Raw genomic sequence first — 25,558 nt, forward strand, 5'->3', positions numbered from 1 at the left:
GCGACGTACCGGGAGAATCTATCCCCTACGGATCACGAAGTCGCAATGGCACTCGGGGTGTCTCGGGGGGCCTCGTGGTCAGTCGGACATGACCTCGTAGAGGTTTCCCGTCTCGTCCGCGAAGAACAGGCCGCGAGGGCGGAGCGGGTGGTCGATCCGCCCGTTGTCGTGACGGGCCGGGTGGTTGCCGTACGGCACCCGCCGTTCCTCGAGCCGGGCGAGGATGCCGTCGAAGGTGTCCGGGTCGACGTCGAAGGCCAGGTGGTGCCCCTCGGGGGCCTCGACGGTCATGAAGTCGAGGGTGAGGGACTCGTTCACCCGGACCGGGGCGAAGTGGCCGTGTGCCCCGGCGGGCGGCAGGCACTCCACGCCCATGACGGCGGCGAAGAAGTCGGCCGCCCGCCGCCTGTCGAGCGCGGGCACGATGGTGTGGTTCAGCGTGATGGTCATGCGGGGTCTTCTTCCGGCAGGGGGTGGGCCAGGGCGCCGTGCACGAACACGTCGACGAGGTCGGCGCTCGGTTCGGGCTCGCCCCCCGGCCAGCGGACGGGGGAGAACGCCATCGCGAGGAAGAGCGTGGCCAGGCGTTCCGGAGGCAGCCGCAGCGAGTCGCGCTCGGGCTCGAACAACTCGGCCAGCGCCGCGCGGGTCTCCCTGAACGAGGTCTCCCGGTTGGGCGGGGGTGCTCCCTCCGCGTCGCGCTCGGGAGGTCTGGTGGCGGGGCGCTCCAGGGGGCGGCCCGAGGCGTGCAGGGCGGCGATGACGGTGCCGACCCGCGCGGTGTGCGCCCGCATGGCCTCGACGGCCTCGACGAGGCGGACGGTCAGCGGCTGGTCGAGCGGGATCGCGGCGAGCTGTTCCAGCACGTGGTCGGGGCGGAGCGCCTCGGCCACACAGGCGCCGAGCAGCTCGTCCTTGTCGGCGAACACCCGGAAGATCGTGGCCTCGCCGATCCCGGCGGCCCTGGCGATCTGGCCGGTGGTCACGGCGGCACCGTACTCGGCGACCAGGGGGAGGGCGGCCGCCACGACCATCTCGCGGCGCCGCTCCGGACTCATTCCCGGCGCGCGCCGCCGGGCGGGTGGGGTTCTCATGCGGCCATTCTGCGGAGTGAGTACTCACTCCGTCAAAGGCTTTTTGTGACACGCCCACCCCGTATGGGTATATAACGATCTTGATTGGAACGTTTCTCAACCGCCGGGAGGGAACCCGCCGCACCGGCCGGGGGCTTTTCTTCCACCGCTGGTCGCGGGGTTGGGAAAGCGGCCGCCGAAGCTCGGGAAAGCCGCCAGGCTGTTCGCCGCGAGGACCCGCGCCCCTGATCCCCCTCCTCGCCGGCGAGCCTTCGCTACGCTGAATTCCACGTTCGGAGAACACTCTCATGATCACACTTGAGGAGCGGGTGGCCCGCTTGGAAAGCGAGTTCATGGTGCTCAGCACCACCTGCGGCCCACGGGCCTCGGAGCGCGCCTACGAGGCGCTGACGCCCGTCTACGGCAAGCTGGAGGTGGTGACGGAGCGCCTCGGACAGGTCGAGCACCGGGTGTCGGAGATCGACACGAAGGTCGACCTGCTCCGCGACGAGATGCGCGCGGGGTTCGCCGCCGCCGACGAGCGTTTCGCCGCCATCGATGCCCGGTTCGTCGCCATGGACGACAAGTTCGCCGCCATCGATGCCCGGTTCGTCGCCATGGACGACAAGTTCGTCGCGATTGACGCCCGGTTCGTCGCGATGGACGACAGGTTCGCTGCGATCGATGCCCGGTTCGTCGCCATGGACGACAAGTTCGCCGCGATCGACGACAGGTTCGCCGCCATCGATGCCCGGTTCGTGGCGATGGATGAGAAGTTCGCTGCGATCGATGCCCGGTTCGTGGCGATGGACGAGAAGTTCGCTGCGATCGACGACAGGTTCGCCGCGATCGACGATCAATTCGTGATCGTGAACAGCCGGATCAGCGAGCTGGGCCTGCGGCTCGACAGTCGGATCGACAGGTTGGACGGCCGGATCGACAAGCTGGACGGTCGGATCGACAAGCTGGACGGCCGCATCGATGAGCTGAGCACGAAGGTCGACGCGCTGGCCACGTCCAACGCGGCCATGTTCCAGGCGATCCTCGACCGCCTTCCCCCGAAGGCGCCCGCCGAGTTCTAGGGCGCCGGTCGGGTAACGGGGGCGGGTGGCCGGGGCGTCATCGTTCGCCCAGGTGGACGGTGGACGCGTCGCGGCCAGGCCACCCGAGCATCGGCAGGCGCGGCGTGTCCGGCTCTGATCTCGGGGTCGCCCGCCCGGTTCTCCCATGGGGGCCGGAACCCGAGCACGAAGATCAGAATCCGGGCATGGAGACCGGAACCCGAGCCGACCGGACGCGACTCCCGGCCCCGCTCACCGGGCGGGGCCGGAAACCACCGGTGAACCGGGTCGGGAACCGGCGGCGGGCCGGGCTCCGGGGTGGTGCCCGACGACGCGGGACCCGGGTGGCGTCCGGCCGGGTGGGCCCGGTGTCAGCGTTCGACGATCTCGTTCTTGCCGATGACGACGATGCCGCCGCTGGTCACCGCGAAGCGGCTGCGGTCGTACTCCAGGTCGAAGCCGATCCTGGCGCCGTCCGGGATGACCACGTTCTTGTCGATGATGGCCTTGCGGACGATGGCGCCGCGGCCCACCTTCACGTTGCCCATCAGGACCGAGTCCTCGACCTGGGAGTGGGAGTGCAGCACCACGCCGGGGGAGAGGATCGAGCGTTCCGCCAGCCCGCCGGAGACGATCGCGCCCGCCGAGACCAGGGAGTCGATCGCCCTGCCCACCCGGTCGCCGTCGTTGTGCACGAACTTGGCCGGGGGGAGCGGGTCGTGGCCGGTGTAGATCGGCCACCGGCTGTTGTAGAGGTTGAAGACCGGGTGCGCCGAGATGAGGTCCATGTGGGCCTCGTAGTAGGCGTCGAGGGTCCCGACGTCCCTCCAGTAGCCCCGGTCGCGCTCGGTGGAGCCGGGCACGTTGTTGTCGGCGAAGTCGTAGACCTCCGCGCTGCCCGACTTCACCATCATCGGGATGATGTTGCCGCCCAGGTCGTGCTTGCTCGTCGGGTCGAGCGCGTCCTCCCTGAGCGCGTCGATCATCGACTGGGTCTTGAAGACGTAGTTGCCCATCGACGCGTACACCTGGTCGGGCGCGTCGGGCAGGCCCACCGCGTCCTTCGGCTTCTCCCGGAAGGCCGTGATCTTGCGCCCGGCGGGGTCGGTCTCGATGACCCCGAACTGGTCGGCGAGCGACAGCGGCTGCCGGATCGCGGCCACGGTCACCTCGGCCCCGGACTGTATGTGCTGCTCGACCATCTGCCGGGGGTCCATCCGGTAGATGTGGTCGGCGCCGAACACGATGACGTGGTCGGGCATCTCGTCGTAGATCAGGTTCAGGTTCTGGAACAGCGCGTCGGCGGAGCCGGAGAACCAGTGCGGCCCGAGGCGCTGCTGGGCGGGAACCGGCGTGACGTAGTTGCCGAGCATCGCCGACAGGCGCCATGTCCGGGAGATGTGCCGGTCGAGACTGTGGTTCTTGTACTGCGTCAGCACGACGATCTGGAGATAGTGACCGTTGGCGAGATTGGACAGTACGAAGTCGACGAGCCGGTATATCCCCCCGAAAGGCACCGCGGGCTTCGCTCGATCAGCTGTCAGAGGCATGAGCCTCTTACCTTCTCCACCGGCGAGCACGATCGCGAGGACTCTCATAGATGGACCCTAACCTGATGAACAGGGATGAAACACTAGGCTGATCGCATGCGAGTGGATCTGTTGACCCGTGAATATCCCCCCGACGTCTACGGAGGGGCGGGAGTTCACGTCGAATACCTCGCCCGGGAGTTGCGCAGGCTCGCCGACACCCGGGTCCGCTGCTTCGGAGCGTCACGGCCGGAGGAGGGCGTCGCGGCCTACCGGGTGCCCGGCGGTCTGGAGACGGCCAACGCCGCGCTCCAGGTGCTCGGCGTCGACCTGGAGATGGCCGCCGGGTGCGAGGGTGCCGACCTGGTCCACAGCCACACCTGGTACGCCAACTTCGCCGGTCACGTCGCCAAGATGCTGTACGGGACGCCCCACGTGGTGACCACGCACAGCCTGGAGCCGCTGCGGCCGTGGAAGGCCGAGCAGCTGGGCGGCGGTTACACGCTGTCGTCGTGGGCCGAGCGCGGCGCGCTGGCCACCGCCGACGCGATCATCGCGGTCTCCGAGGGGATGCGCCGCGACGTGCTGGCGAGCTATCCGGAGATCGCGCCGGAGAAGGTCACGGTGATCCACAATGGGATCGACACCGGCGAGTACGCCCCCGACCGCGGCACCGACGTCCTGGAGCGGCACGGCATCGACCCGAGCAGGCCGTACGTCGTCTTCGTCGGCCGCATCACCCGGCAGAAGGGCCTCGTCCACCTGCTCCACGCGGCGCGCGGCTTCCACCCCGACGCCCAGCTGGTGCTCTGCGCGGGCGCGCCCGACACGCCGGAGATCGCCGCCGAGGTGACCGCGCTCGTGCGCGGGCTCGACCGCGAGGGCGTCGTCTGGATCTCGGAGATGCTCCCCCGCCCCGAGGTGATCCAGATCCTCACCCACGCGACCGTGTTCGTCTGCCCCTCCGTGTACGAGCCGATGGGCATCGTCAACCTGGAGGCGATGGCCTGCGAGACCGCCGTCGTGGCCACCGCCACCGGCGGCATCCCCGAGGTCGTGGCCGACGGCTCGACCGGTCTGCTGGTCCCGATCGACCAGGCCGCGGACGGCACCCCGCACGACCCCGACGCCTTCGCCGCCGACCTCGCCGAGCGGGTCAACCGGCTGCTGGCCGACCCCGGCCTCGCGACCCGGATGGGCGAGGCCGGGCGGATCCGCGCGGTGGAGCGCTTCTCCTGGGAGCGCATCGCCGAGCGGACGATGGAGCTCTACCGTCGGGTCGCGGGCGGGGAGGCGCCGGTCTCGGCCGGGTGACGTTCCCACGGGGCGGGCCCTCGGCGGGTGACGTTCCCACGGAGCGGGCCCTTTACGGGCGGCGTTCCCGCGGGACAGGTCCTCGGTGGGCGGCGTTCCCGCGGGGCGGGCCCTCGGTGTGCGGTGTTCCCGCTGGGAGGTGCCGCTCGCCGGGGCCGCGTTCGCGCGGGCTTCTCGGCGGGGGAGTTCCTAGGCGGTGATGAAGTGCAGGATCACGTTGTGCACGTGGTGCGCCTTGTTGTCGCCCCGGAACTCCACCTCGTAGGTGTGGGTGCCCACGTGGATGGCGATGGCGCCCGAGGAGAAGAACGAGCCCGCGATGGACTTGTTGCTCACCACGCTCACCGCGGAGACCTTGTTGTAGGGGATGCTCGTGATGGCGATCTTCTTGCCGACGAACGACTTGTCCTGCACGATCACACGCCTGTCGGTGAGCCCCAGAAAGCCGGTGCCCGTGCCGATGGCGTCGTAGACGGCGATGATCTGCTCGCCGGGCATCAGACCGCTCTCGATCTGCTGGTACTGCTCCTTGCGGTCGTACACAACCTGGGCCATGACGCTCGCGATCTCTTGAGGGATCCGTGTCTTTGTGAAACGAACGTCCGGGGGACGGGGTTCCTGGGCGGGTAAGGTCGGCCCGTGAACTTTCAGATGAGGATCACCGATCGTCACGGTGGTGTCAGCGCCGGTCCGTACGGCAGCCGCAACCTCGGGGGCATGTGCGGTGACGAGCCGGACGCGGTCGCGGCGAACAGGGCGAGGACGGCCGCCGAGTTCGGCCTGGAACGGGTCGTGTTCATGCGGCAAATCCACAGCGCCGACGTCCGCTACGTCACGGAGCCGTTCGGCGACGACCCGCCGCCGCTGGACGGGGTCTGCACCGACGTGCCCGGTCTCGGCCTGGCCGCGCTCTGCGCCGACTGCGCGCCGGTCCTGCTGGCCGAGCCGGAGGCCGGGCTGGTCGGCGCCGCGCACTCGGGGCGGGTCGGCACCATGTCCGGCGTGGTCACGGCCCTGGTCGAGGAGATGGCCGGGCGCGGGGCGGAGCCGGCGCGGATGACCGCCCTGATCGGCCCGATGGCCTGCGGCACCTGCTACGAGGTCCCGGCCGAGATGCGGGACGAGGTCGCGGTGTCGCTCCCCGAGGCGTGGTCGATCACCCGCGACGACACCCCGGCCCTCGACCTGCGGGCCGCGATCACGTCGCAGCTGGGCAAGGCGGGCGTCGGGGAGATCACCCACGACACCCGCTGCACCATCGAGAGCGCCGATCTGTTCTCCCACCGCAGGGAGAGGACGACCGGCAGGTTCGCGGGCTACGTCTGGCTGGAGCCCTGACCGGCTCTCACCCCGGTCCCGGCCCCGGTGGCCGGCGTGGCGCCGGTCACGACGTGATCCGCTCCAGCACGACCACGGGGATCTCCCGGTCGGTCTTCTTGGTGTACTCGTCGTAGGCGGGCCAGGCCGCGGTCATGATCGACCACATTTCCGGCCTCTCCTCGGGCGTGGCGGTGCGGGCCCTGGCCCTGAACCGGTCGCCCAGCACCTGCACCTCGACCTCGGGGTTCTCCTGGAGGTTGAGATACCACATGGGTGGTTTGTCGGAGCCTCCCTTGGAGGCCACGATGAGAAGGTCGTCGCCGTGGCGCTGGTAGATGAGCGGGCTGGTCCGCGCCTCGCCTGACTTGCGGCCGGTGGTGGTGAGCAGCAGGGCGGTGGTGCCCTGCCACTCGTGCCCCTCGGCTCCGTCGGTCGCTATGTATCGGTCGACGTGCTCTTTTCCGAACAGCATGATCTATCTCCTCTGACAGCTACGCGGGTCATTACCCGTCAGAGGAGATAGATCACACCGGGCCGCTCAATCCGCGGACAGCACGCTCCCGTAGGCGCGGGCCGCCAGGTCCGCGATCAGGTCGTGCGCCCCGAGGACGTCGGCGCACTCGGCCCCGACCTCCTCGGCCGCCGCGCTCGCGAGCCCCGGGGCCGCTTCCGGGCCCAGGACGCAGGGGGACAGCGCGAGGCGCTGGGCACCGATGCCACGCAGCCGCGCGGCCGCGTCGGCCACGGCGGGCGCGCTGTCGAGGGAGGCGACCAGGACGGGCAGGGTCAGCCGCGAGGCCAGCAGCACCGCCGTCGGCTGTGCCTCCGCCGCCGCGTTCTCGCCGCCGACGGTGGCGAGGATGACCGCGTCGACCGGGCTGGAGACGTTGAGCAGCCGCATCCGGTCGGCCCGCGCCAGGCTTCGCTCCGACAGGCGGATGTGCAGGGCCTCGGCGAGCAGGGGGTGCGGCCCCAGGGGGTCGGTGACCGTCACCGAGACCCTGCTGGACGCGACCGCTTCGGCGATCAGCCGGTCCGCGACCGGGTGCGGGCCGGTCAGCAGCGGTACCACGACGGCGGCCGTGGCGTCCTGTGGCCGTTCCCTGGCCGCCGCCTCCAGCTCGGAGGTCAGCTCCTTGCCGTCCTCGCCGAGCGCGGCCAGGCGGACCTGGATCTGTGGGTTGTCCCCCCGTATCAGGGCCGCGAGCTCCGCGGCGGTGCCTGAGGCATCGCCGAGCGCGGCCAGCACCAGCGCTGGTGCCTCGGGCGGGAGCTGGGAGGGCACCGGCCTGCGGTGCCTTCCGGAGGGCCGCACCGGGCGCCCTCGTACGGGGAGGATGGGACTTTCGCTCACATGCGCGGACTCTAGGGCCATTTGACACTTCCTGTGACCGGAAACGGCAGCATTCCCGTCACAACATTCTGAAAAGGCGAGGCTCGGAGATGGGTTTCCCCGGGCCCGTAACCGGCTGCGAGCCGGCTCAGAGCCAGCTCAGAGCCGGCTCGCAGCCGGTTCACGGTCGGTTCACGGTCGAGAGAAGCCCAGGTCAGGCCGAGAGAAGCCCGGGTCAGGCCTGGAGAGGCCCGGGTTGAGTTGAGGGGCGCCCGGGGCGGGGTGGGAGAGGCCCGGGTCAGACGTCACGGTGGCCCTCCCACTCGTCCTCCAGCGCCGAGTGCACGATGGAATCGCGCCAGGCCCCGCGCGCCCGTACGTGATGCCTGATCCTGCCCTCCTCGACCATCCCGGCGACCAGCATCGCCAGCTGGGCGGCGGTGTTGGCCGGGGAACGGGCGCCCCAGATGCGGTGCAGGCGCAGGTCGCGGAAGCCGAACGTCAGGATCAGCCGGATCAGGTCGGTGCCGATGCCCCGGCCCCAGTGGTCGGGACGGAGCCCGAGACCGATCTCGGCGCTGTGCGGGTGGTCGGCCTCGATGTGCAGGCGGGCGACGCCGAAGGCCTCGCCGCCGTCGAGGTCGGTCACCGCCAGCACGTAGAGGCGCCGGGGCTCGACCCCCGCGCACTTGATCGCCTCGATGATCGTCTCCTCGACCTCCTCGCGGGTGCGGGGGTCGAACGGCAGATGCTCGGTGGCGGTCGGGTCACCGTACACGGCATGCAGGGCGTCCACGTCGTCGATGGTGATTTCCCTGAGCCGGAGTCTCTTGCCCGAGATCTCAACGTGGCGCATGCGCAGACGTTAACGTCTCGGAGGTTCCACGGCTAGAGATCATCCCGATAAGCGGACATACCATCATTTTAGTGATCTTATATGCACGGCTTGGTATGTGCCCAGATCTGGAGAACTCCTGTGTCCGGACTCAGGCGAACCCGGCCCCGCGTGCGGGGGTGCGCGCGGAGGGGCCGGGTCCGCTCCGCCGGGGCGGGCCGGTCGTCCCGGAGCCCGCGACTCCGGGCGAGACCGCGCCGGGGCGACGGGCTCACTTGGCGGGGACGACGAGGTCGGAGTTGCCCGGAGCGTAGACGGTGATGCCGTCGGGGAGGGCGTTCAGCTTGTCGATCTCGACGCAGGCGCGGCACTTCCGGTAGCTCTCCTGGAGCTCCTTGTTCGCCTCGGCCTCGCCCTTGGCCAGCGCGACCGACGCCTTCGCGTCCGCCTCGGCCTGCCTGATCTTCGCCTCGGCCTCGACGTCGGCCTGCGACGCCTTCGCCTTCGCCTCGGCGATCCCCGCCTGGGCGACCTGGGTCTTGTTCACCGCGGCCTGGATCTCGGCCGGCAACGTCACCCGGACCAGCGTGAACCGCAGGCCGGTGAAGAAGCGGCCGCCGAGCAGCTGCTCCAGGTCGCGCTCCAGGAGCTGGTTGATGCCGTTCTGGGCGCGGGTGATGGAGGCGTTGCTGTCGATGGCGGCGGGGACGTCCTGCTTGTCGGAGTTCGTCTGCGCGTTCGTCTGCACCAGCGAGCAGGAGGAGAGCAGCTCGGCGCACCGGAGGGCGCCGATCTGGCTGCGCAGGGCGTTGTAGATCACCGGCCGCACGGACTGGATGAAGAACCCGTTCCATCCCTCGTCGCCGTCCCAGGCGTAGCGGGACTCGCCGTCCTGGCCCAGGTAGGTGCGGGTGCCGTACCTGTCGTCGAAGCGCTTGAGCGCCTCCTGGTCGAGGTTGAGCGTGAAGTAGAGCGTGCCCTCGATGCCGAGGTTCACCCCGTCGGAGCTCGGCACGTTCACCTCGTCCACGCCGCTGGAGCTGGCCCGCTTGGCGTCGGTGGTGATGGTGTAGATCCGCTGCTGGGAGGGATAGGAGTGCACCGACGACCACAGGCCGACCCAGGTGAGCCCCGAGTCGGGTGGGATGACCTGCCGGACCCCGGAGTCGTCCAGCGGGCCGCCGTCCCTGACGACGGCCACCTGGCCCGGGTCGGTGCGTTCGAAACCGCCTCCGACGCCGATCAGGACGATCGCCGCGATGATCGCTGACACCGCGACGGCGATGCTTCTTCCGATGGGCATGTCGATCCTCCTTGGGGGACGACCGCTGAGGACGACCACAGGGGACGGGGCACCGGAGGGCGGTGGCCGGGGATGGCCGTCCCCGGCCACCGGCCCGACCGGCTTCCCTTCGTGGCGGGCTCTGGCGGTTCCTCGCGTGCTTCAACGGGTTTTGACGAGCCGGTGGGCGGGTGAGTTCGGCGAAATGTCCGGAAAACCGGGCGGTTTCGCGGGCTCTCGTGGTTCCCGTGGTTCCCGGTGGCTCCCCTCGTCATCAGAGGGGAGCCGCGGCCACCGGGGAGGGCCGGTGGCCGCGACGGGGAGGTCAGGCGTCCCGGGAAGCGGTCCCCGTGCGCGTTCCCGGGTCGCCGTCGCGGGCGCCGCCGGAGTCTCCGGCGGGGACACCGTCGAGAGGGGCGTCGAGCGGGACATCAAGAGGGGTGTCGAAAGGGGCGTCGAGCGGGCCGGGCGGGTCGTCGTCGTGCGTCCCGGGGGCCATGGCCAGGCCCACCGCGGTGACGGCCAGCGCGGCGACCACGTAGAGCGAGATGGCGAGGGTGCCGCCGAACCGGTCGAACAGCCACAGCGCGACGATCGGGGCGAGGGCGCCCCCGAAGATCCCGGCGACCTGGTAGCCCATCGAGGCGCCGCTGTAGCGCAGGCGGGTGCTGAACAGCTCGGCGATGAAGGCCGCCTGGGGACCGTACATCGCGGCGTGGCAGGCGAGGGCCACGACCGAGGCCAGCGCGATCAGCGGGAAGGACCCGGTGTCGAGCAGGGGGAAGAAGGCGAACACCCAGACCGCGGCCCCGATCACGCCCGCCAGGTAGACCCGCCGGCGGCCGGCCCTGTCCGACAGCGCGCCGAACAGCGGGATCAGGAAGAGCTGGAAGGCCGAGCCGATCAGCACCGCGTTCAGCGCGACCCCGCGTTCGAGCCCGAGGGGACCGGTGACGTAGGCCAGGATGTAGGTCACGAAGATGTAGAAGGCGACGTCCACGCCGATGCGCGCGAGGCCCGCGGAGACCAGCGCGCGCGGGTGCGTGCGCAACACCTCCAGCAGCGGCATCCGGGCCTTCGCGCCCGCCCGCTCGACCTGGGCGAACAGCGGCGACTCCACGATCCGCAGGCGGATCCACAGGCCCACGACCACCAGCGCGCCCGACAGCAGGAACGGCACCCGCCATCCCCACGACAGGAACGCCTCCTCGGGGAGCGCCGCGGACATGATCCCGAGCACGCCCGCCGCCAGCAGGTTGCCCGCGGGCACCCCGACCTGCGGCCAGCTCGCGTTGAACCCGCGCCGCCGGGGGTCGCCGTGCTCGATGGACATCAGCACGGCCCCGCCCCACTCGCCGCCCAGGCCGAGCCCCTGCACGAAGCGCAGGGTGACCAGCAGCAGCGGGGCGGCCACGCCGATGGTGGCGTAACCGGGCAGCAGGCCGATCAGGAAGGTGGCGACGCCCATCAGCAGCAGCGTCACCACCAGCACGTTCTTGCGGCCGACCCGGTCGCCGAAGTGGCCGAACACGATCCCGCCGAGCGGTCGCGCGACGAACCCGATCGCGTAGGTGAGGAACGCCAGCAGCGTGCCGGTCAGCGGTTCGAAGGTGGGGAAGAAGAGCTTGTTGAAGACCAGGGCGGCGGCCGAACCGTAGAGGAAGAAGTCGTACCACTCCAGGGAGGTGCCGACCAGCCCGGCCACAATGACCCGCCTGGTCTGGGAGCTTGCCATCGCGTGCGCTCCTTAGCTTCGTGAGCCGCTCGAGCTACTCGTGGGGGATGGTGCGGTGGTACCTATCAACATAAGAATCGTTCAACAATTCGACAAGAGATTTGTTTGATGATTTCTTGTGACCGTGGAGAACGTCACCGCGGCGCTGCAGCGCGACCGCGACCGCCTCGGGCGCAGCAGCGCGGCCGAGGTGGTCGCCGACATCCTCAGGGACCGGATCGCCGAGGGGCTCTTCGTCCCTGGTCAGCGCCTGTCGGAGGAGAGCATCGGCGCGGCGCTGGAGGTCTCGCGCAACACCCTGCGCGAGGCGTTCCGGCTGCTCGGTCACGAGCGCCTGCTGGAGCACCGGCTCAACCGGGGGGTGTTCGTGCGCGTGCTGTCGGCCGAGGACGTGGCCGACCTCTACCGGGTGCGCAGGGTGATCGAGGGAGCCGCGGTGCGGAACGGCGCGCACGCTCCCCGCGACGCCCTGGCCGCCGTGAGGGAGGCCGTCGCCGAGGCGTCCCGCGCCGCCGGCGAGGGCCGCTGGCAGGACGTCGGCACGGCCAACATCCGGTTCCACCAGAGCCTCTCCGCCCTGAACGGCAGCCCCCGCCTGGACGAGGCGATGCGCCAGCTGCTGGCCGAGCTCCGCCTGGTCTTCCACGTCATGGAGAACCCCCGCGCCTTCCACGAGCCGTTCGTGGCCCGCAACCTGGAGCTGGTCGAGCTCATGGAGGCCGGGCGGGCGGCCGAGGCGGAGCGGGCCCTGGAGAGCTACATGGACGACGCCGAGAAACTACTGATGCAGGCATATATCCCCTAGCCGTAAACACGAAGTAATCGGGCAGAATAAACGGATGTTTCCTCCGAATCCGCACGTGCGGGTGCTCACCGGTCCCGGTCTGGTCGCGGACCTTCGCCTGCTCACCGAGGTGGCCGACCGCGAGTTCGCGGCTCTCGGCGTCGGCGGTACGGTGTCGGCGACCTCGGACCTGCCCGGCTTCCGTACGGCGCTGGAGTCACCGGACGTCCTGGTCGTCCTGCCCGGCCCGGACCCGGAGGCCCGGCGCCTGTTCGCCGAGCGTCCCGACGCGGTCTGGCTCGACCTGACGAGGGCCGACGCCCCGCTTCCCGCCGTGGCCGGCGGGGAGAGGGCCCCGGGTGACACGAAGGGCGCGGCGGGGACCCACCTCCACGGGCGCGGCGTCTGGGGGCTGACCTGGGCGATCAGACACGCCGTCCACAGCCTGCGCCGGCCCGCGCACCGGGTCGCCTACGGTGACCATCCCGACCAGTGGGTGGAGGTGCGCCGCCCGTACGGGGCCGCCGACCAGGCGACCGCGGAGACGCGTGAGGCCGAGGGGCAAGTGGCCGCGGAGACGCGTGAGGCCGAGGGGCAAGTGGCCGCGGAAGCGCGTGAGGCCGAGGGGCGGGCGACCACCGTGGTGTTGTTGCACGGGGGGTTCTGGCGGTCCGTCTGGGGGGCGGACCTGATGGACGCGCTCGCCGTCGACCTCGCCGAGCGCGGCTTCACCGCCTGGAACCTCGAATACCGCCGCCCCGACCTGCACGGCTGGGACGCGACCACCGAGGACGTCGCCCGGGGGGTCGCCCTCGCGGCGGAGAGCGCCCGGGGGCCGCTCGTGGTGATCGGCCACTCGGCGGGCGGGCAGCTCGCCCTCCGGGTCGCCGCCGACGACCGCCGGGTCACCCTGGCCGTCTCCCTGGCCGGGGTGCTCGACCTGGCCGAGGGGGACCGCAGGCACATGAGCTCCGGCGCGGTCGCCGCCGCGCTCGGCGGGTCCGTCTCCGAGGTGCCCGAGAGCTACCGGCGTTCGGGGCCGCTGGAACGGCTTCCCCTCGGGGTGCCCCAGCTCATCGTGCAGGGCGGCGGGGACGACCTGGACCTGGTCGACTTCGGCCGCCGCTACGCGCGAGCCGCCCAGGAGTCAGGCGATCAGGTGACATATCTGGAAATGTCGGGCGATCATTTCGACGTCATCGATCCCGCGTCACCGATCTGGCGCTCCACCGCCGGGGCCGTCGCCGAGCACCACCGGCCCTCCTGAACCGCCTTCCGGCCCGCCTCCGCTGGAGGCCCTCCGCTTGAAGGCCATCCGGGGACGGCTCTCCGGGGGACCGCCCTCTGCGGTGGTGGCGGGCTCGGGCCCGGCGAAGGTGTCTCGGAAGGCCTCCGGAAGGCTCCCCGGGACGCCGCCTCTCAGGTGGAGGACAGCGGGCGCCATGGGACCGGGCTGGACAGCACCATCATGCTCGACGGGTGACCGTACGGGGCGAGCCGGTCGATCATCTCCTCGAAGGCCGTCATCGAGGAGGCGGCCACCCGCAGCAGGCAGCACGCGTCGCCGGTCACCCGGTGCACCTCCAGGATCTCCGGCCAGGCCAGCGCCTGCTCGTCGCGGAGCACGCAGCGGGGCCCGTAGCACGACATCCTGATCAGCGCGGCCACCCCGCGCCCGGCGAGCGCCGCGTCGACCCGTGCGTGGTAACCGGTGATCACCCCGGTCTCCTCCAGCCGCCGCACCCGCTCCGCCACCGCGGGGGCCGACAGGTGCACCCGGCGCGAGAGCTCGCTGTACGACAGCCGCGCGTCGCCCTGCAATTCGGCCAGCAAGGCCCAATCCATCGCGTCCACGGTCACGCTCCGTCACGTTGTAACTTGATCCGCTCGATGCCTTCCGTTCCGAAGGCCCAACCCGATAATCGCCTTTCTTCTATTATTTCCGTACAGACCGATACAGACCACCATGGAGGTGTACCGACGAAGGAGGAGTGATGACCGGCATCAAGCAGCTCACGGAGCAGGACCGCAAGGCGCGCGCCGAGGCCAACGAGGGGCTGCCGACGCTGGGCTTCGAGACCGGTACGCCCTACGACGACTACGTGGGCACCGCCACCCTGCACGGCCTCCAGCGAACCGTCACCGACGTCCCCGAGGAACTGCCCTTCCTGGTCACCACCCAGGTGATGGAGCTGTACTTCGGGCTGCTCCGCACCGAGTGGCGCCTCGCCCAGCGGCAGCTGGACGCGGACGACGCCACCGCCGCGATCCTGACGATCAAGCGCACCGTGCGGCACTTCGAGGCGCTCAACGCCGCCTGGGCCGCGCTGAGCTGGCTCACCCCCGCGCAGTTCAACGCCTTCCGCGACGCCCTCGGCGAGGGGTCGGGCTTCCAGTCGGCCCTCTACCGCCACGTGGAGTTCCTGCTCGGCAACAAGTCCGAGAGCCTCATCCGGCCGCACCGCCGCAACCCCGAGGCGTACGAGGAACTCGTGGAGGCGCTGCACCGGCCGAGCCTGTACGACTCGGTCCTCGCCTTCCTCGCCCGCGCGGGCCACGCGGTGCCCCGCTCGGTGCTCGACCGCGACCCGGCCGGGGAGTACGGGCCCGACCCCGAGGTCGAGGCGGTCTGGGTCGAGGTCTACGGCGGCCCGCTCGCGCCGCTGGCCGAGGCGCTGACCGACCTGGCCGAGCAGTTCTCCGACTGGCGCTACCGGCACCTGATGGCGGTACGGCGCTCGATGGGCGCCAAGCCCGGCTCCGGCGGGTCGAGCGGCCTGACCTGGCTGGAGCGGAGCATGCGCCGGGAGATCTTCCCCGAACTGTGGACGGCCCGCACGCTGATGTGAGGCGCTCCCCGGTCCGGTGGGGAGATCAGCCGACCTGGCAGACCGGGCACCAGAAGAGGTTGCGCCCGGCGAGCACCTCCGTGCGGACCTCGGTGCCGCACAGGAAGCAGGGCATGCCGGAGCGCCGGTAGACGTAGACCTCACCGCCGTGGCCGTCGACGCGGGGCGGGCGGCCCATCGCCTCCGGCGTGTGCTCGGGCCTGACCGTGTCGATGTGGCCCACCCGGACGCCCTCGGCCATCAGGAGCACCAGGTCGGCCCAGATCGCCTCCCACTGGCCGCGGGTGAGGTCGCGGCCCGGCCGCGAGGGAGCGACGCCCTCGCGGAACAGCGCCTCGGCCCGGTAGATGTTGCCCACGCCCGCGACGACCGACTGGTCCATCAGCAGGACCCCGATCGAGACGCGGCTGCGGCTGATCCGCCGCCAGGCGGCCTCGGGGTCGGCGTCCGCCCGCAGCGGGTCGGGCCCGAGCCTGGCGTGCAGGGCCGCCTTCCCCGCCGGGTCGAGCAGTTCGCAGGTGTTGGGGCCGCGCAGGTCGGCGTACCGGCCCTCGGTACTCAGGCGCAGGCGCACCATCCCCGTCGGCGCGGGCACGGGGGCCTGGCCGAAGGCGTACCTGCCGTAGATGCCGAGGTGGACGTGGAGCCAGCGCTCGTCGTCGAAGCCCAGCAGCAGGTGCTTGCCGTGGGCGTCGGCCTCGGTGAGCACCCGGCCGTCGATCCGCAGGGCCCCGGCGGCGAACCGCCCCTGCGGGCTCTCCGCGTGCACGGCCAGCCCGCCGAACGCCCGCCGGTGCTCTCCGGCCAGGCGGTGGATGGTGTGTCCTTCTGGCATGATCTGAGCATCATACGATCCGCCCGGCGGTGCTCAGGGCGCCGAGGCCGCCCCTTGCCGCCGGTGCCGGGACCGGCGTCCGAGCAGGGTGTGGGCCGACGCGGCGAGGAGGGCCCCGGCCGCGTACGCCACGAGGTCGGCCGCCCCGAACGTGCTGCCGAGCACCAGCCTGGCCACGACGCTCGCCTCGGAGAGCGCGGCGGGAACGGGCGTCAGCTGGGCCAGCTCGACCGCCCAGCTGAACGCCAGCGCGCAGAGCGCGGCCCGCACCGGGGTGACCCGGGGCCACACCAGCACCACCAGCGCGTACACGAGCACGGTGTAGAGGGCGTCGCCCGCGTACTTGCCGAACCAGCCGCCGGTGACCGCGCGGACGGTGAGCCCGGCGGCGACGGTCGCGAGCGCGGCGAGCAGGGCGAGCAGGCGGGTGCGGGGGGAAAGGGGCGGGCGGGGGGCGGGAGGCACCCGCCCACGATAGCGATCACGCCGGTCACGCCGGTCACGCCGGTCACGCCGGTCACGCCGGTCACGCCGATCACACCGATCAGGCCGTCGTGCCGTCGTGCCGATCACGCCGTCGTGCCGGTCACGCCGATCACGTCGATCCGTGAGCCCCGTGGCCGCCCGCCCCTCGGGGCGCGGTGAAGATCAGGGGGTCAGGACGACCTTGTTGCAGTCGTCCTGCTTGTTCTTGAACATCTCGTAGCCGCGCGGGGCGTCCTGGAGCCGCATGCGGTGGGTGATGACGAAGCTGGGGTCGATGTCGCCGTCGCGGATCTTTCCCAGCAGGGGCTTGAGGTACCGCTGGACGTGGCACTGGCCGCCCCTGAGGGTCAGTGACCGGTTCATCAGGGAGCCCATCGGGAACTTGTCGACGAGGCCGCCGTAGGCGCCGATCACGGACACGATCCCGCCGTTGCGGCAGGCCATGATCGCCTCGCGCAGGGCGTGCGGCCGTTCGGTCTCCAGCCGGGTCGCCTGCTTGACCCGGTCGTAGGCGTACATGGCGGTGGTGGGGTGATGGGCCTCCATCCCCACCGCGTCGATGCACGCGTCCGGGCCGCGACCGGCGGTCATGTCCAGCAGCGCGTCGAGGACGTCGGCCTCCTCGTAGTTGAGCGGCTCCGCGCCCGCGCGCTCGGCGATCCGCAGCCGGGAGGGGAAGCGGTCGATGCAGATGACCCGTTCGGCGCCCATCAGGTAGGCGCTGGCGACCGCGAACTGGCCGACCGGCCCGGCCCCCCACACGGCGATGATGTCGCCGGGCTTGATGTCGCACATCTCCGCGCCCATCCAGCCGGTGGGCAGGATGTCGGACAGGAACAGCACCTTCTCGTCCGGCAGGTCGTCCTCGATCTTGATCGGTCCGACGTCGGCGAAGGGCACGCGCGCGTACTCGGCCTGGCCCCCCGGGTAGCCGCCGAGCATGTGGGAGTAGCCGAAGATGCCCGAGGGTGTGTGCCCCATGAGCTTCTCGGCCAGGCCCGCGTTGGGGTTGGAGTTCTCGCACACCGAGTACAGGCCGTGCTCGCAGGCGAAACAGTTGCCGCAGGCGATCGGGAAGGGTACGACCACCCGGTCGCCGATCTTCAGGGTCGACACCTTCGGGCCCACCTCCACCACCTCGCCCATGAACTCGTGGCCGAGGATGTCGCCCTTCTTCATGGTCGGTACGTGGCCGCCGTAGAGGTGCAGGTCGGAGCCGCAGATCGCGGTCGAGGTGACGCGGACTATGGCGTCGCGGGAGTTCAGGATCGCGGGGTCGGGGACCTCCCGGACCTGGACGGTGTTGCGGCCCATCCAGCAGTTGGCCTTCATGGAATCCTCCTCACGTCACGGCTTCTACAGCGGCACGGGCTGGGCGGGACGCTGCATGGCCTGCCGCAGCGCGCGGGTGCCCTCCGGGCTGCCTTCGGAGCGGACCACCTCACCGGTCTCCAGGACCTGCTTGAACCGGCGCAGGTCGTCGCGTACCTGCTGCTCGGGATGCTCGCCCAGCAGCCTGGCGAAGGCCATGCCGGCCTTGCCGCCGGGCGGGTCGTACGCCAGGTTCACCCGCACCTCCGTGCCGCGCCCGCCGGGGGCGTCGCGGAAGCGCACGGAACCGCTGTTGCCGACCAGGGCGCCGGGCAGGGAACGCCAGGCGATCAGCTCGCCGGGCCTGTCCTCGGCGATCTCGGCGTCCCACTCGACGGGCTTCAGCGGGCCCCTCGCCTTCCAGTGGGAGCGCCCGTCGCCGGTCGTCTCCACCGACTCCAGGTGCGTCATGAAGCGGGGAAGGTTCTCGAAGTCGTGCCAGTAGCGGTACACCTGCTGGCGGGGAAGGTTGATCGTGACGGCCGCGTGCAGGCTCAGCGGACCCCCGTGCCCTCGCCCCGAGCGGCGCCGGTTCATCCGCATCGCGGTGTACGCCACGCCCAGCCCCAGGCCGGTCCAGCCCAGCGCGCGGACGAGCCTGTCCGTCGTGCGATCGTGCTTTCGGATCATGTTGCCTCCGTACGGTTGGCGCCTCTCGATCCCGTCTCGGGGGTCGGTGCTCTCCGCCGGGGGTGCGGAACGGCCTTCGTCCGGCCGCCGGTCACGCTTGCCGGGCCGTCGGACGCCGGTGACCACTCCGGCGCCCTCCGCCCTAGCACCTCAGGCTGTCATCCAATGCCGGGCACGAAGAGGAGGCGGGGGGAAATGTCTGTTCAAGTTCCGTGCCGCCCGCGCGTCGGGGTTAACCGTCCGGTCATCGCCGCCAAAGCATGATTTTGGGGTCTTTCCGCAGAAAAGTGGGAAGGTGCCGGGTCACCGTCCGGCGGGGAGCCGGGAGATCTCCCGAAACATTGGCCGCGGGCAAGGGACCCCCGGCGGGAATCTCAGGGCAGCCGCCACACCGCCGGGAGGCCCTTGCCCGCGCCGTCGGCGGAGTAGTCGTGCACGACCTCCAGCAGCTCGGCCATCCGGGCCTGCCAGGCGATGTTCACCGGCAGGTCCGCCAGGGAGGCCAGCAGCGCCTCGTAGTCGTCACAGTCGATCACGTGGAACAGGTCCTGGCCGCTGCGCCAGATCGTCCACTCGCGCGCGCCGCCCCGCCTGATGGCCTCGGTCAGCTCGGCGGGCACCTCCCGGTGCGCCTGGTCGTACTCGGCCTCCATGCCCGGCCTGACCCGGGTGTGCAACGCGACGCGCATCTCCGTACCTCCAAGGAACTGGGTAAGGGGCTAGGGAAGGGCGGGCAGGCGGCGGTCGTGCAGCCAGGCGGCGAACAGCCTGTCCAGCGGCCGCGTGGTGCGGCGCGCGGCCAGCGCGGTGAAGGCGCCGGTGGTGACGGTCCCGTGGCGGTGCCCGGCCGTCCACTCCCTGAGCAGCGCGAAGAAGGGCTCGTCGCCGACGGTGCGGCGCAGCGAGTGCAGGGCGAGCGCGCCGCGCCGGTAGACCCGGTCGTCGAACAGCCGCCGCGGGCCGGGGTCGGCCAGCACGAAGTCCTGGGGGAGCGCGGACAGGCGGCGGTGCCAGCGCTGCGCGTGCTCGTCGGACGACGGGCCGCCGGAACTCTCCGACCAGATCCACTCCGCGTACGAGGCGAACCCCTCGTGCAGCCAGATGTCGCTCCAGTCGGCCACCGTCAGGCTGTTGCCGAACCACTGGTGGGCCAGCTCGTGGGCGACCAGCCGCTCCTCGCCCCGCCTGCCGTCCACGTGGTTCGCCCCGAAGATCGACATGCCCTGCGCCTCGACCGGGATCTCCAGCTCGTCGTCCACGACCACCGCCGTGTAGGAGCCGAACGGGTAGGGGCCGAACCGCTCGCGGAAGACCTCCATCATCCGGCCCTGGCGCTCGAAGTCGTGCCGCACCCGGGTGGCGAGCCTGGCGGGGAAGACCAGCCGCGTCCCCGGGGTCGGCTCGGCCTGCTGGTAGCGGCCGATCTGCACGCTCGCCAGGTAGGAGGCCATCGGCTCGGCCTGCTCGTACACCCACGTGGTCGTCGAGGCCGCCCGTCGTTTGGAGGTCAGGTCCCCGTTGGCGACCACCTGGTACGCGGAGGCGGTGGTGACCGAGATCCGGTAGGTGGCCTTGTCGTCGGGCCGGTCGTTGCACGGGAACCACGAGGGCGCCCCGATCGGCTGGCTGGCCACGATCACGCCGTCGGTGAGCTGCTCCCAGCCGAGCCCGCCCCAGTGGCTGGTCACCGGCTGGGGGTTGCCCGAGTAGCGGATCTCGACGACGAACGGGCCGGGCCGCAGGCCGGGCGGCGACAGGTGGAGCTTGCCCCCGCGATGGGTGAAGCGCACCGGCGCGCCGTCGACCAGCACCCCGGTCACCCGGAGGGCGCCGAGGTCGAAGGCGACCCGGGTGAGGGGCCGCAGCGCCACCGCGGAGATCCGGGCCACCCCGCCCAGGCGGTTGGGGGCCACCCGGTAGTCGAGGGTCAGGTCGTAGTGCTCCACCCGGTAGCCGTCGTCGCCGTGCATGGGGAAGTACAGCTGAGGGATGGAGGTCGTGCTCAGGGTCACACCGGTCTTCCTCTGTTCTTCGTGCCGTTCTTCGTGCGCCGTCTCCGCCGGGCCCGCGTCGCGATCGAGTGTTCCTCGTTCGCTATCTCCGCCGGGCCCACGCCGCGATCGGGTTGCCGAACCAGCGGGTCCCGGCGGGCACGGACTCGCCGCGCATCACCAGGGAGGCAGGCCCGACCGTGGTGTTCTCCCCGATCGTCGCCGCGGGCAGGACCACCCCGTGGGGGCCGAGGGTGGAGCCCTCCCGCATGACGACAGTATCGATGCTCATCACGCGGTCGTGGAACAGGTGGGTCTGCAACACACATCCCCGGTTCACCGTCACCCCGTCGCCCAGGCTGACCAGGTCGACCTCCGGCAGCCAGTAGGTCTCGCACCACACCCCCCGGCCCACCCGGGCCCCCAGGGAGCGCAGCCACAGGTTCAGCGGGGCCGTCCCCAGCCAGCGCTGGGCGAACCAGGGCGCGGCCAGCACCTCCACGAAGGTGTCGGCCAGCTCGTTGCGCCACACGAACGAGCTCCACAGCGGCCGGTCGCCCACCGCGATCCGGCCCACCAGGACCCACTTGGCCACGGTCGCCGTCGCCGCGGCGACCACCCCGGCGCCCAGCACCGCCACGCCCGACAGGGCCGCCGCCGCCGCGAAGCCGTACGCCCCGGCCAGCCACTCCAGGGCCGCCGCGACGAGCACGGCCAGGGCGACCGTGCACATCACCGGCACCACGCGGCACACCTCCACCGCGGCGCGGGCGAACCTCAGCCTCGGCGGCGGGTCGTAGGTGCGGCTGCGGTCGCCCTCCTCGGCGGCCCTGCGCAGCTCCACCGGGGGCATCCCCAGGTACGACGAGCCCGCCTTGGCCTTCTTCGGCGCCGCCGACAGCACCGCGACCAGCCCGTCCTTGGGCACCTTGCGCCCCGGCGCGGTCATTCCCGAGTTGCCGAGGAAGGCCCGCTTGCCGATCCGGACGTGGTCGACCCGCAGGCGCCCGCCCTCCAGCTCGTACGGCGCGACCATCGTGTCGTCGGCGAGGAAGGCGCCGTCGCCGACCGAGGTCATCGACGGCAGCGCCAGCACCGTCGACAGCTCCACGTCCCGGCCGACCTTCATGCCCAGGGCACGCAGCCAGGCGGGGGTGACCATGCTCGCGTACAGCGGGAACAGCCAGACCCGCGCCATCGACATCAGCAGGCCCGTCGCCCACGCCTGCCAGGCCTGGCGGCTGTGCACCGGGTGCTGCCCGGCGTGCAGGCCGACCGAGAGCAGCCGCACCGAGGCCACGGTGAGCAGGGCCAGGGTGGCCATCGAGACGACGGTGGCCAGGGGCACCCCGTACAGGACGGAGGTCAGGGAGGGGGCGCCGTCGCGCAGCAGGATCGCGACGCCGGGCAGCGCGGCGATCACCGGGAGGGCGCTCAGGACCAGTGCGGACAGCCCGTAGGCCGTCGCCCAGTGCCACGAGCGCGGCGGGCGGGCGGCGGCCGGGGGCCGGGCCTTGCCCATCCGGCTCGCGGGCACGCCCGCCCAGCGCTCCCCGGACGGCACCGAGCCCGCCACCGCCGAACCGGGCGCGACCTGGGCGTTCTTGCCGATCTTCGTGCCGGGGAAGAGGGTGGTGCGGGCGCCGACCGTGGCGGAGGCGCCGATCTTGATCTCGCCGACGTGCAGCTGGTCGCCGTCGATCCAGTAGCCGTTCAGGTCGACCTCGGGCTCGACGGCGGCGTACCTGCCCAGTTTGAGCATCCCGGTGATCGGCGGCATCGAGTGCAGGTCCGCGTCGTCGCCGACCTGGGCGCCGAGCGCCCGCGCGTAGTGGGTGAGCCAGGGGGCGGTGGACACCTCGCCCACCCCGAGCCGCTCGGAGAGCTGCTCGGCGAACCACAGCCGCAGGTGCGTGCCGCCGCCCCTGGGGTAGGTGCCGGGCTTGAGGTCGCGCAGCAGCAGCCGGGCGCCGCCCGCGGCCAGCGCGATCCGCCCCGCGGGGCTGACGAACAGCAGCGCGCCCGCGAGCACCCACCACCACGAGACGACCGGGGCCCAGGGCAGGCCCACCAGGTTGTTCAGCGCGGCCAGCGCCACCACCCAGCGCAGCGCGCCGACGCCGAGCAGCGGCACGGTGAGCGCCGCCTGCGCGACCGCGGCGAGGCGCGGCATCGGCGTGACGACCCGGTCGGTGGTCACGATCTCCGGCGCGTCGAGCGCCGACAGGTGCCTGCCGAGCTGCGGCAGCGTCGGATTGTCGTAGACGTCGCCGACGGTGACCGCCGGGTAGCGGGTCCGCAGCGTCGAGACCAGCCGGGCCGCCGCGAGGCTGGTGCCGCCCTCGGCGAAGAAGTCGCCGTCGACGCCGCCCAGGATGTCCAGCCAGCACTCGGCCACCCACGGGTCGACGTCCGGCACCCCCTCCGGCACCCCGGTGCTCCCGGGTCGCTTGGGCAGCGGCCAGGGCAGGGCGTCCCTGTCGATCTTCCCGGAGGTACGCGTGGGGAGCTCGTCCACCAGGGCGATCCTGGGGATCAGCGCGGCGGGCAGGGAGTGGCGCAGGCGGTCCCTGGCGTCCTCCTGGTCGAACCCCTCGGCGGGCACGACGTAGCCGACGAGCAGCTGGTGCCCGCCGCCGGTCGTGCGGACCGCCGAGGCCGCCCCGGCGACCCCGGGCAGCGCCTGCAGCGCCGCGTCCACCTCGCCCAGCTCGATCCTGCGCCCGCCGAGCTTGATCTGCTCGTCGGCCCGGCCGATGAAGATCAACCCCTCGGGTTCCGCCCGTACCAGGTCGCCGCTGCGGTAGGCGCGCTCCCAGCCGAGCGGTTCGAGCGGCGCGTACTTCTCGGCGTCCTTGGCCGGGTCGAGGTACCTGGCGAGCCCGACCCCGCCGATGACCAGCTCGCCGGTCTCGCCCATCGCCACCGGCTCGCCGTCCTTGCCGACGACGGCGAGGTCCCAGCCCGCCAGCGGCAGCCCGATCCGCACCGGGCCCTCCCCGGTCAGCGGCGCCGCGCACGCCACCACCGTCGCCTCGGTCGGACCGTAGGTGTTCCACACCTCGCGCCCCGGCACGGCGAGCCGCTCGGCCAGCTCAGGGGGGCACGCCTCGCCGCCGAAGATCAGCAGCCGTACGTCGTCGAGCGTCTCGACCGGCCAGAGCGCCGCCAGGGTCGGCACGGTCGACACGACCGTGATGCCCATGTCCAGCAGCCACGGCCCCAGGTCCATGCCGGTGCGCACCAGCGCGCGCGGCGCCGCCACCAGGCAGCCGCCGTGCCGCCAGGCCAGCCACATCTCCTCGCAGGAGGCGTCGAAGGCCACCGACAGCCCCGCCAGCACCCGGTCGCCGGGCCCGATGGGCTCCCCGGTGAGGAAGAGCCGCGCCTCGGCGTCCACGAACGCCGCCGCGTTGCGGTGAGTGACCGCCACGCCCTTGGGCCTGCCGGTGGAGCCGGAGGTGAAGATGATCCACGCGTCGTCCTCGGGCCCCGGCCGGCCGCTGCCCCGGCCCCGGTCCTCGGCGGGTGCCGGGTCCCTGTCACGGGGTGCCGGGAGGGCGGTGGCGTACCGCCCGATGTACGGGCCGATGCCGTGCAGCTCCGCCGCGTAGTCGAGTTCCGACCCGCCTGCGTGCCGGGACTCCGGAGGGAGGGGCCCGGTGTCGTGCCGAGATTCCGGAAGGAGAGGCCCGGTGCCGGGGCGGGACTCCGAGGGGAGGGGCTCGGCGCCGGGGCGGTCGTCGGAGTGGTGAATATCACATTCGGCGCCGTGCTCGCCGGCGATCTCACCGGCGTGCTCGCCGTGGCCGGTTCCGCGCGCCGCGCCGTCGCCGGGAGAGGGGGCGCCCAGGTGCTCGTACGGGTCGCCGTAGGGGGTGATCTTCCCGCCGTCCCCGATCACGACGCGGACCTGGGCCTCGCCGAAGACCAGGTCAGCCCGCTCGTCGGGGTCGTCGGCGTCCACCGGGACGTAGGCGGCCCCGGCGGTGAGCACGGCGACGATCGCGACGTACAGGCCGACGGTTCCGGAGGGGATCCGCACCCCGACCCGGTCGCCGCGTCCGACCCCGGCCGCCCGCAGCTCCAGGGCCATCCGGCCCGCCTCGGCGCGCAGCCCGGTGTAGTCGAGACGGGTCCGCCCGTCGTCCAGGGCGAGGGCGTGAGGGTGACGTCGCGTGGTCTGGTCGAGGATGTCCAGCAACGTCCTGGCCTGCGGCGCGGTCCCTCCGGGCAGGAGTGCTCGCGACGGCATGCCAGTGCCTGCTGGTAACGGAATCACTGTGTTCCCCCATGTGTACGACGCCCCGTGGGCCCGGGACAGCCTACGTGCACGGGGTTAACACCTTTCGTGCGTGCGGCCGTACCCCGTATGAATCTTCCCTTTCAGGCATCTTTCCCTCAGATGGCCACGTGCTCTCCTGGTCGTTGACGCCCGTCCCGCTCGAACTTAAAGTCAACATGCAATGAATTAATCGCCGTGGGCGCCGTCGCCTCCCCGGGACCACGACACGGAGCGTGACGTGATGCGCAGGACCCCCGCCGCCGTCGGAACCACGATCTTCTTCGCGCTGGCCCCCGGCACCGTCGCGGGACTCCTGCCCTGGTGGATCACCCGTTGGGAGGTGGGCGGCCTCCTGGCCTCGGCGCCGTCGTGGGTAACGGTGCCGTCGCGCCTCGCCGGCGCGGCGCTCGTCCTCGCCGGGACCGTCGTGCTGGTGAGGGCGTTCGCCCGGTTCGTCGTGGAGGGCCTCGGCACTCCCGCCCCGATCGCGCCCACCGAGCACCTGGTCGTCGGCGGGCTGTACGGCCACGTCCGCAACCCGATGTACGTGGCGGTCTTCGCGATCATCGTCGGGCAGGCGCTGCTCCTGGGCTGCCCCGTCCTGCTACTGTACGCGGCCGTCACGGCCGTGCCGATCGTCGCGTTCGTCCGCCGGTACGAGGAGCCGGCCCTGCGCCGCGCGTTCGGCGCCGAGTACGAGGGATACCGCGCGGCGGTGCCCGGCTGGTGGCCCCGCTCGCGCGCCTACGAGGCCCCGTCCTCGGGTCCGTGCCACCGGCCGCAAGGCGGCGAGGCCCCGGAGGGCCCGTAGGCGGGACGCGGTGCCGGCCGGTCGGCCCGCTCGG

At 71.8% G+C, this 25,558-nt stretch carries 24 protein-coding genes; 7 read left to right on the plus strand and 17 right to left on the minus strand.

Annotated features, from left to right (window positions below):
* Positions 1 to 78 precede the first annotated feature (78 nt).
* A complete protein-coding gene (locus ACFYWM_RS02465) occupies positions 79 to 450 on the minus strand; it encodes a VOC family protein (protein ID WP_389907613.1) in 372 nt (123 codons plus the stop codon).
* Positions 447 to 1,094, minus strand: a complete 648-nt coding sequence (locus ACFYWM_RS02470) for a TetR/AcrR family transcriptional regulator (RefSeq protein WP_389907615.1) — start codon at positions 1,092 to 1,094, stop codon at positions 447 to 449. The genes ACFYWM_RS02465 and ACFYWM_RS02470 overlap by 4 nt, the downstream gene beginning before the upstream one ends.
* A 287-nt stretch (positions 1,095 to 1,381) precedes the next feature.
* Here ACFYWM_RS02470 and ACFYWM_RS02475 point away from each other — a divergent pair, with 287 nt between their 5' ends.
* Positions 1,382 to 2,155, plus strand: a complete 774-nt coding sequence (locus tag ACFYWM_RS02475; RefSeq protein WP_389907617.1) for a hypothetical protein — start codon at positions 1,382 to 1,384, stop codon at positions 2,153 to 2,155.
* A gap of 350 nt (positions 2,156 to 2,505) precedes the next feature.
* Here ACFYWM_RS02475 and glgC read toward each other — a convergent pair whose 3' ends face one another.
* Entirely contained in the window at positions 2,506 to 3,732 is a 1,227-nt protein-coding gene (gene glgC / locus ACFYWM_RS02480; protein ID WP_389907619.1) for a glucose-1-phosphate adenylyltransferase, read from the minus strand.
* Between the two features lie 48 nt (positions 3,733 to 3,780).
* Here glgC and glgA point away from each other — a divergent pair, with 48 nt between their 5' ends.
* Complete coding sequence (gene glgA / locus ACFYWM_RS02485) at positions 3,781 to 4,977, plus strand: glycogen synthase (RefSeq protein WP_389907621.1); 1,197 nt, start codon at positions 3,781 to 3,783, stop codon at positions 4,975 to 4,977.
* 189 nt (positions 4,978 to 5,166) lie between these two features.
* Here the strand turns inward: glgA and ACFYWM_RS02490 are convergent, their stop codons facing one another.
* The gene (locus tag ACFYWM_RS02490; RefSeq protein WP_344743170.1) at positions 5,167 to 5,532 is read right to left on the minus strand and encodes a PH domain-containing protein; all 366 of its coding nucleotides are present in this window, start codon (positions 5,530 to 5,532) and stop codon (positions 5,167 to 5,169) included.
* Positions 5,533 to 5,628: 96 nt separating this feature from the next.
* Here ACFYWM_RS02490 and pgeF point away from each other — a divergent pair, with 96 nt between their 5' ends.
* A complete protein-coding gene (gene pgeF / locus ACFYWM_RS02495) occupies positions 5,629 to 6,315 on the plus strand; it encodes a peptidoglycan editing factor PgeF (protein WP_389908254.1) in 687 nt (228 codons plus the stop codon).
* A gap of 46 nt (positions 6,316 to 6,361) precedes the next feature.
* Here pgeF and ACFYWM_RS02500 read toward each other — a convergent pair whose 3' ends face one another.
* The 5 genes from ACFYWM_RS02500 to ACFYWM_RS02520 all read right to left on the minus strand — a co-directional run bounded on the left by ACFYWM_RS02500 (position 6,362) and on the right by ACFYWM_RS02520 (position 11,482).
* On the minus strand, positions 6,362 to 6,769 hold the full coding sequence (locus ACFYWM_RS02500; protein ID WP_389907624.1) for a nitroreductase family deazaflavin-dependent oxidoreductase: 408 nt from the start codon (positions 6,767 to 6,769) through the stop codon (positions 6,362 to 6,364).
* A gap of 66 nt (positions 6,770 to 6,835) precedes the next feature.
* Positions 6,836 to 7,651, minus strand: coding sequence for a sirohydrochlorin chelatase (locus ACFYWM_RS02505; RefSeq protein WP_389907626.1), 816 nt, complete (start codon positions 7,649 to 7,651; stop codon positions 6,836 to 6,838).
* A 277-nt stretch (positions 7,652 to 7,928) separates the two neighbouring features.
* Positions 7,929 to 8,486 (minus strand): GNAT family N-acetyltransferase, encoded by a 558-nt coding sequence (locus ACFYWM_RS02510; RefSeq protein WP_389907628.1) that lies wholly within the window; start codon positions 8,484 to 8,486, stop codon positions 7,929 to 7,931.
* 250 nt (positions 8,487 to 8,736) lie between these two features.
* Positions 8,737 to 9,768, minus strand: coding sequence for an SPFH domain-containing protein (locus ACFYWM_RS02515; protein WP_389907630.1), 1,032 nt, complete (start codon positions 9,766 to 9,768; stop codon positions 8,737 to 8,739).
* Positions 9,769 to 10,072: 304 nt separating this feature from the next.
* Complete coding sequence (locus ACFYWM_RS02520; RefSeq protein WP_389907632.1) at positions 10,073 to 11,482, minus strand: MFS transporter; 1,410 nt, start codon at positions 11,480 to 11,482, stop codon at positions 10,073 to 10,075.
* Between the two features lie 124 nt (positions 11,483 to 11,606).
* Between ACFYWM_RS02520 and ACFYWM_RS02525 the strand changes: the two genes are divergently transcribed.
* Both ACFYWM_RS02525 and ACFYWM_RS02530 read left to right on the plus strand, forming a co-directional pair.
* Complete coding sequence (locus ACFYWM_RS02525) at positions 11,607 to 12,287, plus strand: GntR family transcriptional regulator (RefSeq protein WP_389907634.1); 681 nt, start codon at positions 11,607 to 11,609, stop codon at positions 12,285 to 12,287.
* A 34-nt stretch (positions 12,288 to 12,321) separates the two neighbouring features.
* Positions 12,322 to 13,533 (plus strand): alpha/beta hydrolase, encoded by a 1,212-nt coding sequence (locus tag ACFYWM_RS02530; RefSeq protein WP_389907636.1) that lies wholly within the window; start codon positions 12,322 to 12,324, stop codon positions 13,531 to 13,533.
* 152 nt (positions 13,534 to 13,685) lie between these two features.
* Here ACFYWM_RS02530 and ACFYWM_RS02535 read toward each other — a convergent pair whose 3' ends face one another.
* Positions 13,686 to 14,111 carry an Lrp/AsnC family transcriptional regulator gene (locus ACFYWM_RS02535; RefSeq protein WP_389907638.1) on the minus strand — a complete coding sequence of 142 codons (426 nt, stop codon included), beginning with the start codon at positions 14,109 to 14,111 and terminating at the stop codon, positions 13,686 to 13,688.
* Positions 14,112 to 14,260: 149 nt separating this feature from the next.
* Between ACFYWM_RS02535 and ACFYWM_RS02540 the strand changes: the two genes are divergently transcribed.
* Positions 14,261 to 15,115 (plus strand): tryptophan 2,3-dioxygenase, encoded by an 855-nt coding sequence (locus tag ACFYWM_RS02540; protein WP_389907640.1) that lies wholly within the window; start codon positions 14,261 to 14,263, stop codon positions 15,113 to 15,115.
* Positions 15,116 to 15,140: 25 nt separating this feature from the next.
* Here ACFYWM_RS02540 and ACFYWM_RS02545 read toward each other — a convergent pair whose 3' ends face one another.
* The 7 genes from ACFYWM_RS02545 to ACFYWM_RS02575 form a co-directional block, all read right to left on the minus strand.
* Positions 15,141 to 15,950: an Fpg/Nei family DNA glycosylase gene (locus ACFYWM_RS02545; protein WP_389907642.1), complete on the minus strand. Its 810-nt coding sequence runs from the start codon at positions 15,948 to 15,950 to the stop codon at positions 15,141 to 15,143.
* Between the two features lie 33 nt (positions 15,951 to 15,983).
* On the minus strand, positions 15,984 to 16,415 hold the full coding sequence (locus tag ACFYWM_RS02550; RefSeq protein WP_389907644.1) for a DUF2809 domain-containing protein: 432 nt from the start codon (positions 16,413 to 16,415) through the stop codon (positions 15,984 to 15,986).
* A gap of 183 nt (positions 16,416 to 16,598) precedes the next feature.
* Positions 16,599 to 17,768, minus strand: coding sequence for a zinc-dependent alcohol dehydrogenase (locus tag ACFYWM_RS02555; protein ID WP_389907646.1), 1,170 nt, complete (start codon positions 17,766 to 17,768; stop codon positions 16,599 to 16,601).
* Positions 17,769 to 17,792: 24 nt separating this feature from the next.
* Positions 17,793 to 18,437 carry an SRPBCC family protein gene (locus ACFYWM_RS02560; protein ID WP_389907648.1) on the minus strand — a complete coding sequence of 215 codons (645 nt, stop codon included), beginning with the start codon at positions 18,435 to 18,437 and terminating at the stop codon, positions 17,793 to 17,795.
* A gap of 374 nt (positions 18,438 to 18,811) precedes the next feature.
* A complete protein-coding gene (locus tag ACFYWM_RS02565; protein WP_389907650.1) occupies positions 18,812 to 19,126 on the minus strand; it encodes an L-rhamnose mutarotase in 315 nt (104 codons plus the stop codon).
* A gap of 30 nt (positions 19,127 to 19,156) precedes the next feature.
* Positions 19,157 to 20,449 carry a M1 family metallopeptidase gene (locus tag ACFYWM_RS02570; protein WP_389907652.1) on the minus strand — a complete coding sequence of 431 codons (1,293 nt, stop codon included), beginning with the start codon at positions 20,447 to 20,449 and terminating at the stop codon, positions 19,157 to 19,159.
* An 82-nt stretch (positions 20,450 to 20,531) separates the two neighbouring features.
* Positions 20,532 to 24,683: a Pls/PosA family non-ribosomal peptide synthetase gene (locus ACFYWM_RS02575; protein WP_389907654.1), complete on the minus strand. Its 4,152-nt coding sequence runs from the start codon at positions 24,681 to 24,683 to the stop codon at positions 20,532 to 20,534.
* Between the two features lie 271 nt (positions 24,684 to 24,954).
* On the opposite strand from ACFYWM_RS02575, the gene ACFYWM_RS02580 reads away from it, so the two are divergent.
* Positions 24,955 to 25,524: a methyltransferase family protein gene (locus tag ACFYWM_RS02580; protein ID WP_389907656.1), complete on the plus strand. Its 570-nt coding sequence runs from the start codon at positions 24,955 to 24,957 to the stop codon at positions 25,522 to 25,524.
* Positions 25,525 to 25,558: the final 34 nt, after the last annotated feature.

This window comes from Streptosporangium sp. NPDC002721 (genome assembly GCF_042888905.1).
Taxonomy (GTDB): domain Bacteria; phylum Actinomycetota; class Actinomycetes; order Streptosporangiales; family Streptosporangiaceae; genus Streptosporangium.

Bases quoted from the DNA above. Each gene is read 5' to 3' on its own strand.
- ACFYWM_RS02465 (WP_389907613.1), bottom strand. From the start codon at position 450: ATGACCATCACGCTGAACCACACCATCGTGCCCGCGCTCGACAGGCGG.
- ACFYWM_RS02470 (WP_389907615.1), bottom strand. From the start codon at position 1,094: ATGAGAACCCCACCCGCCCGGCGGCGCGCGCCGGGAATGAGTCCGGAG.
- ACFYWM_RS02475 (WP_389907617.1), top strand. From the start codon at position 1,382: ATGATCACACTTGAGGAGCGGGTGGCCCGCTTGGAAAGCGAGTTCATG.
- glgC (WP_389907619.1), bottom strand. From the start codon at position 3,732: ATGAGAGTCCTCGCGATCGTGCTCGCCGGTGGAGAAGGTAAGAGGCTC.
- glgA (WP_389907621.1), top strand. From the start codon at position 3,781: ATGCGAGTGGATCTGTTGACCCGTGAATATCCCCCCGACGTCTACGGA.
- ACFYWM_RS02490 (WP_344743170.1), bottom strand. From the start codon at position 5,532: ATGGCCCAGGTTGTGTACGACCGCAAGGAGCAGTACCAGCAGATCGAG.
- pgeF (WP_389908254.1), top strand. From the start codon at position 5,629: ATGAGGATCACCGATCGTCACGGTGGTGTCAGCGCCGGTCCGTACGGC.
- ACFYWM_RS02500 (WP_389907624.1), bottom strand. From the start codon at position 6,769: ATGCTGTTCGGAAAAGAGCACGTCGACCGATACATAGCGACCGACGGA.
- ACFYWM_RS02510 (WP_389907628.1), bottom strand. From the start codon at position 8,486: ATGCGCCACGTTGAGATCTCGGGCAAGAGACTCCGGCTCAGGGAAATC.
- ACFYWM_RS02515 (WP_389907630.1), bottom strand. From the start codon at position 9,768: ATGCCCATCGGAAGAAGCATCGCCGTCGCGGTGTCAGCGATCATCGCG.
- ACFYWM_RS02520 (WP_389907632.1), bottom strand. From the start codon at position 11,482: ATGGCAAGCTCCCAGACCAGGCGGGTCATTGTGGCCGGGCTGGTCGGC.
- ACFYWM_RS02530 (WP_389907636.1), top strand. From the start codon at position 12,322: ATGTTTCCTCCGAATCCGCACGTGCGGGTGCTCACCGGTCCCGGTCTG.
- ACFYWM_RS02535 (WP_389907638.1), bottom strand. From the start codon at position 14,111: ATGGATTGGGCCTTGCTGGCCGAATTGCAGGGCGACGCGCGGCTGTCG.
- ACFYWM_RS02540 (WP_389907640.1), top strand. From the start codon at position 14,261: ATGACCGGCATCAAGCAGCTCACGGAGCAGGACCGCAAGGCGCGCGCC.
- ACFYWM_RS02545 (WP_389907642.1), bottom strand. From the start codon at position 15,950: ATGCCAGAAGGACACACCATCCACCGCCTGGCCGGAGAGCACCGGCGG.
- ACFYWM_RS02555 (WP_389907646.1), bottom strand. From the start codon at position 17,768: ATGAAGGCCAACTGCTGGATGGGCCGCAACACCGTCCAGGTCCGGGAG.
- ACFYWM_RS02560 (WP_389907648.1), bottom strand. From the start codon at position 18,437: ATGATCCGAAAGCACGATCGCACGACGGACAGGCTCGTCCGCGCGCTG.
- ACFYWM_RS02565 (WP_389907650.1), bottom strand. From the start codon at position 19,126: ATGCGCGTCGCGTTGCACACCCGGGTCAGGCCGGGCATGGAGGCCGAG.
- ACFYWM_RS02575 (WP_389907654.1), bottom strand. From the start codon at position 24,683: ATGCCGTCGCGAGCACTCCTGCCCGGAGGGACCGCGCCGCAGGCCAGG.
- ACFYWM_RS02580 (WP_389907656.1), top strand. From the start codon at position 24,955: ATGCGCAGGACCCCCGCCGCCGTCGGAACCACGATCTTCTTCGCGCTG.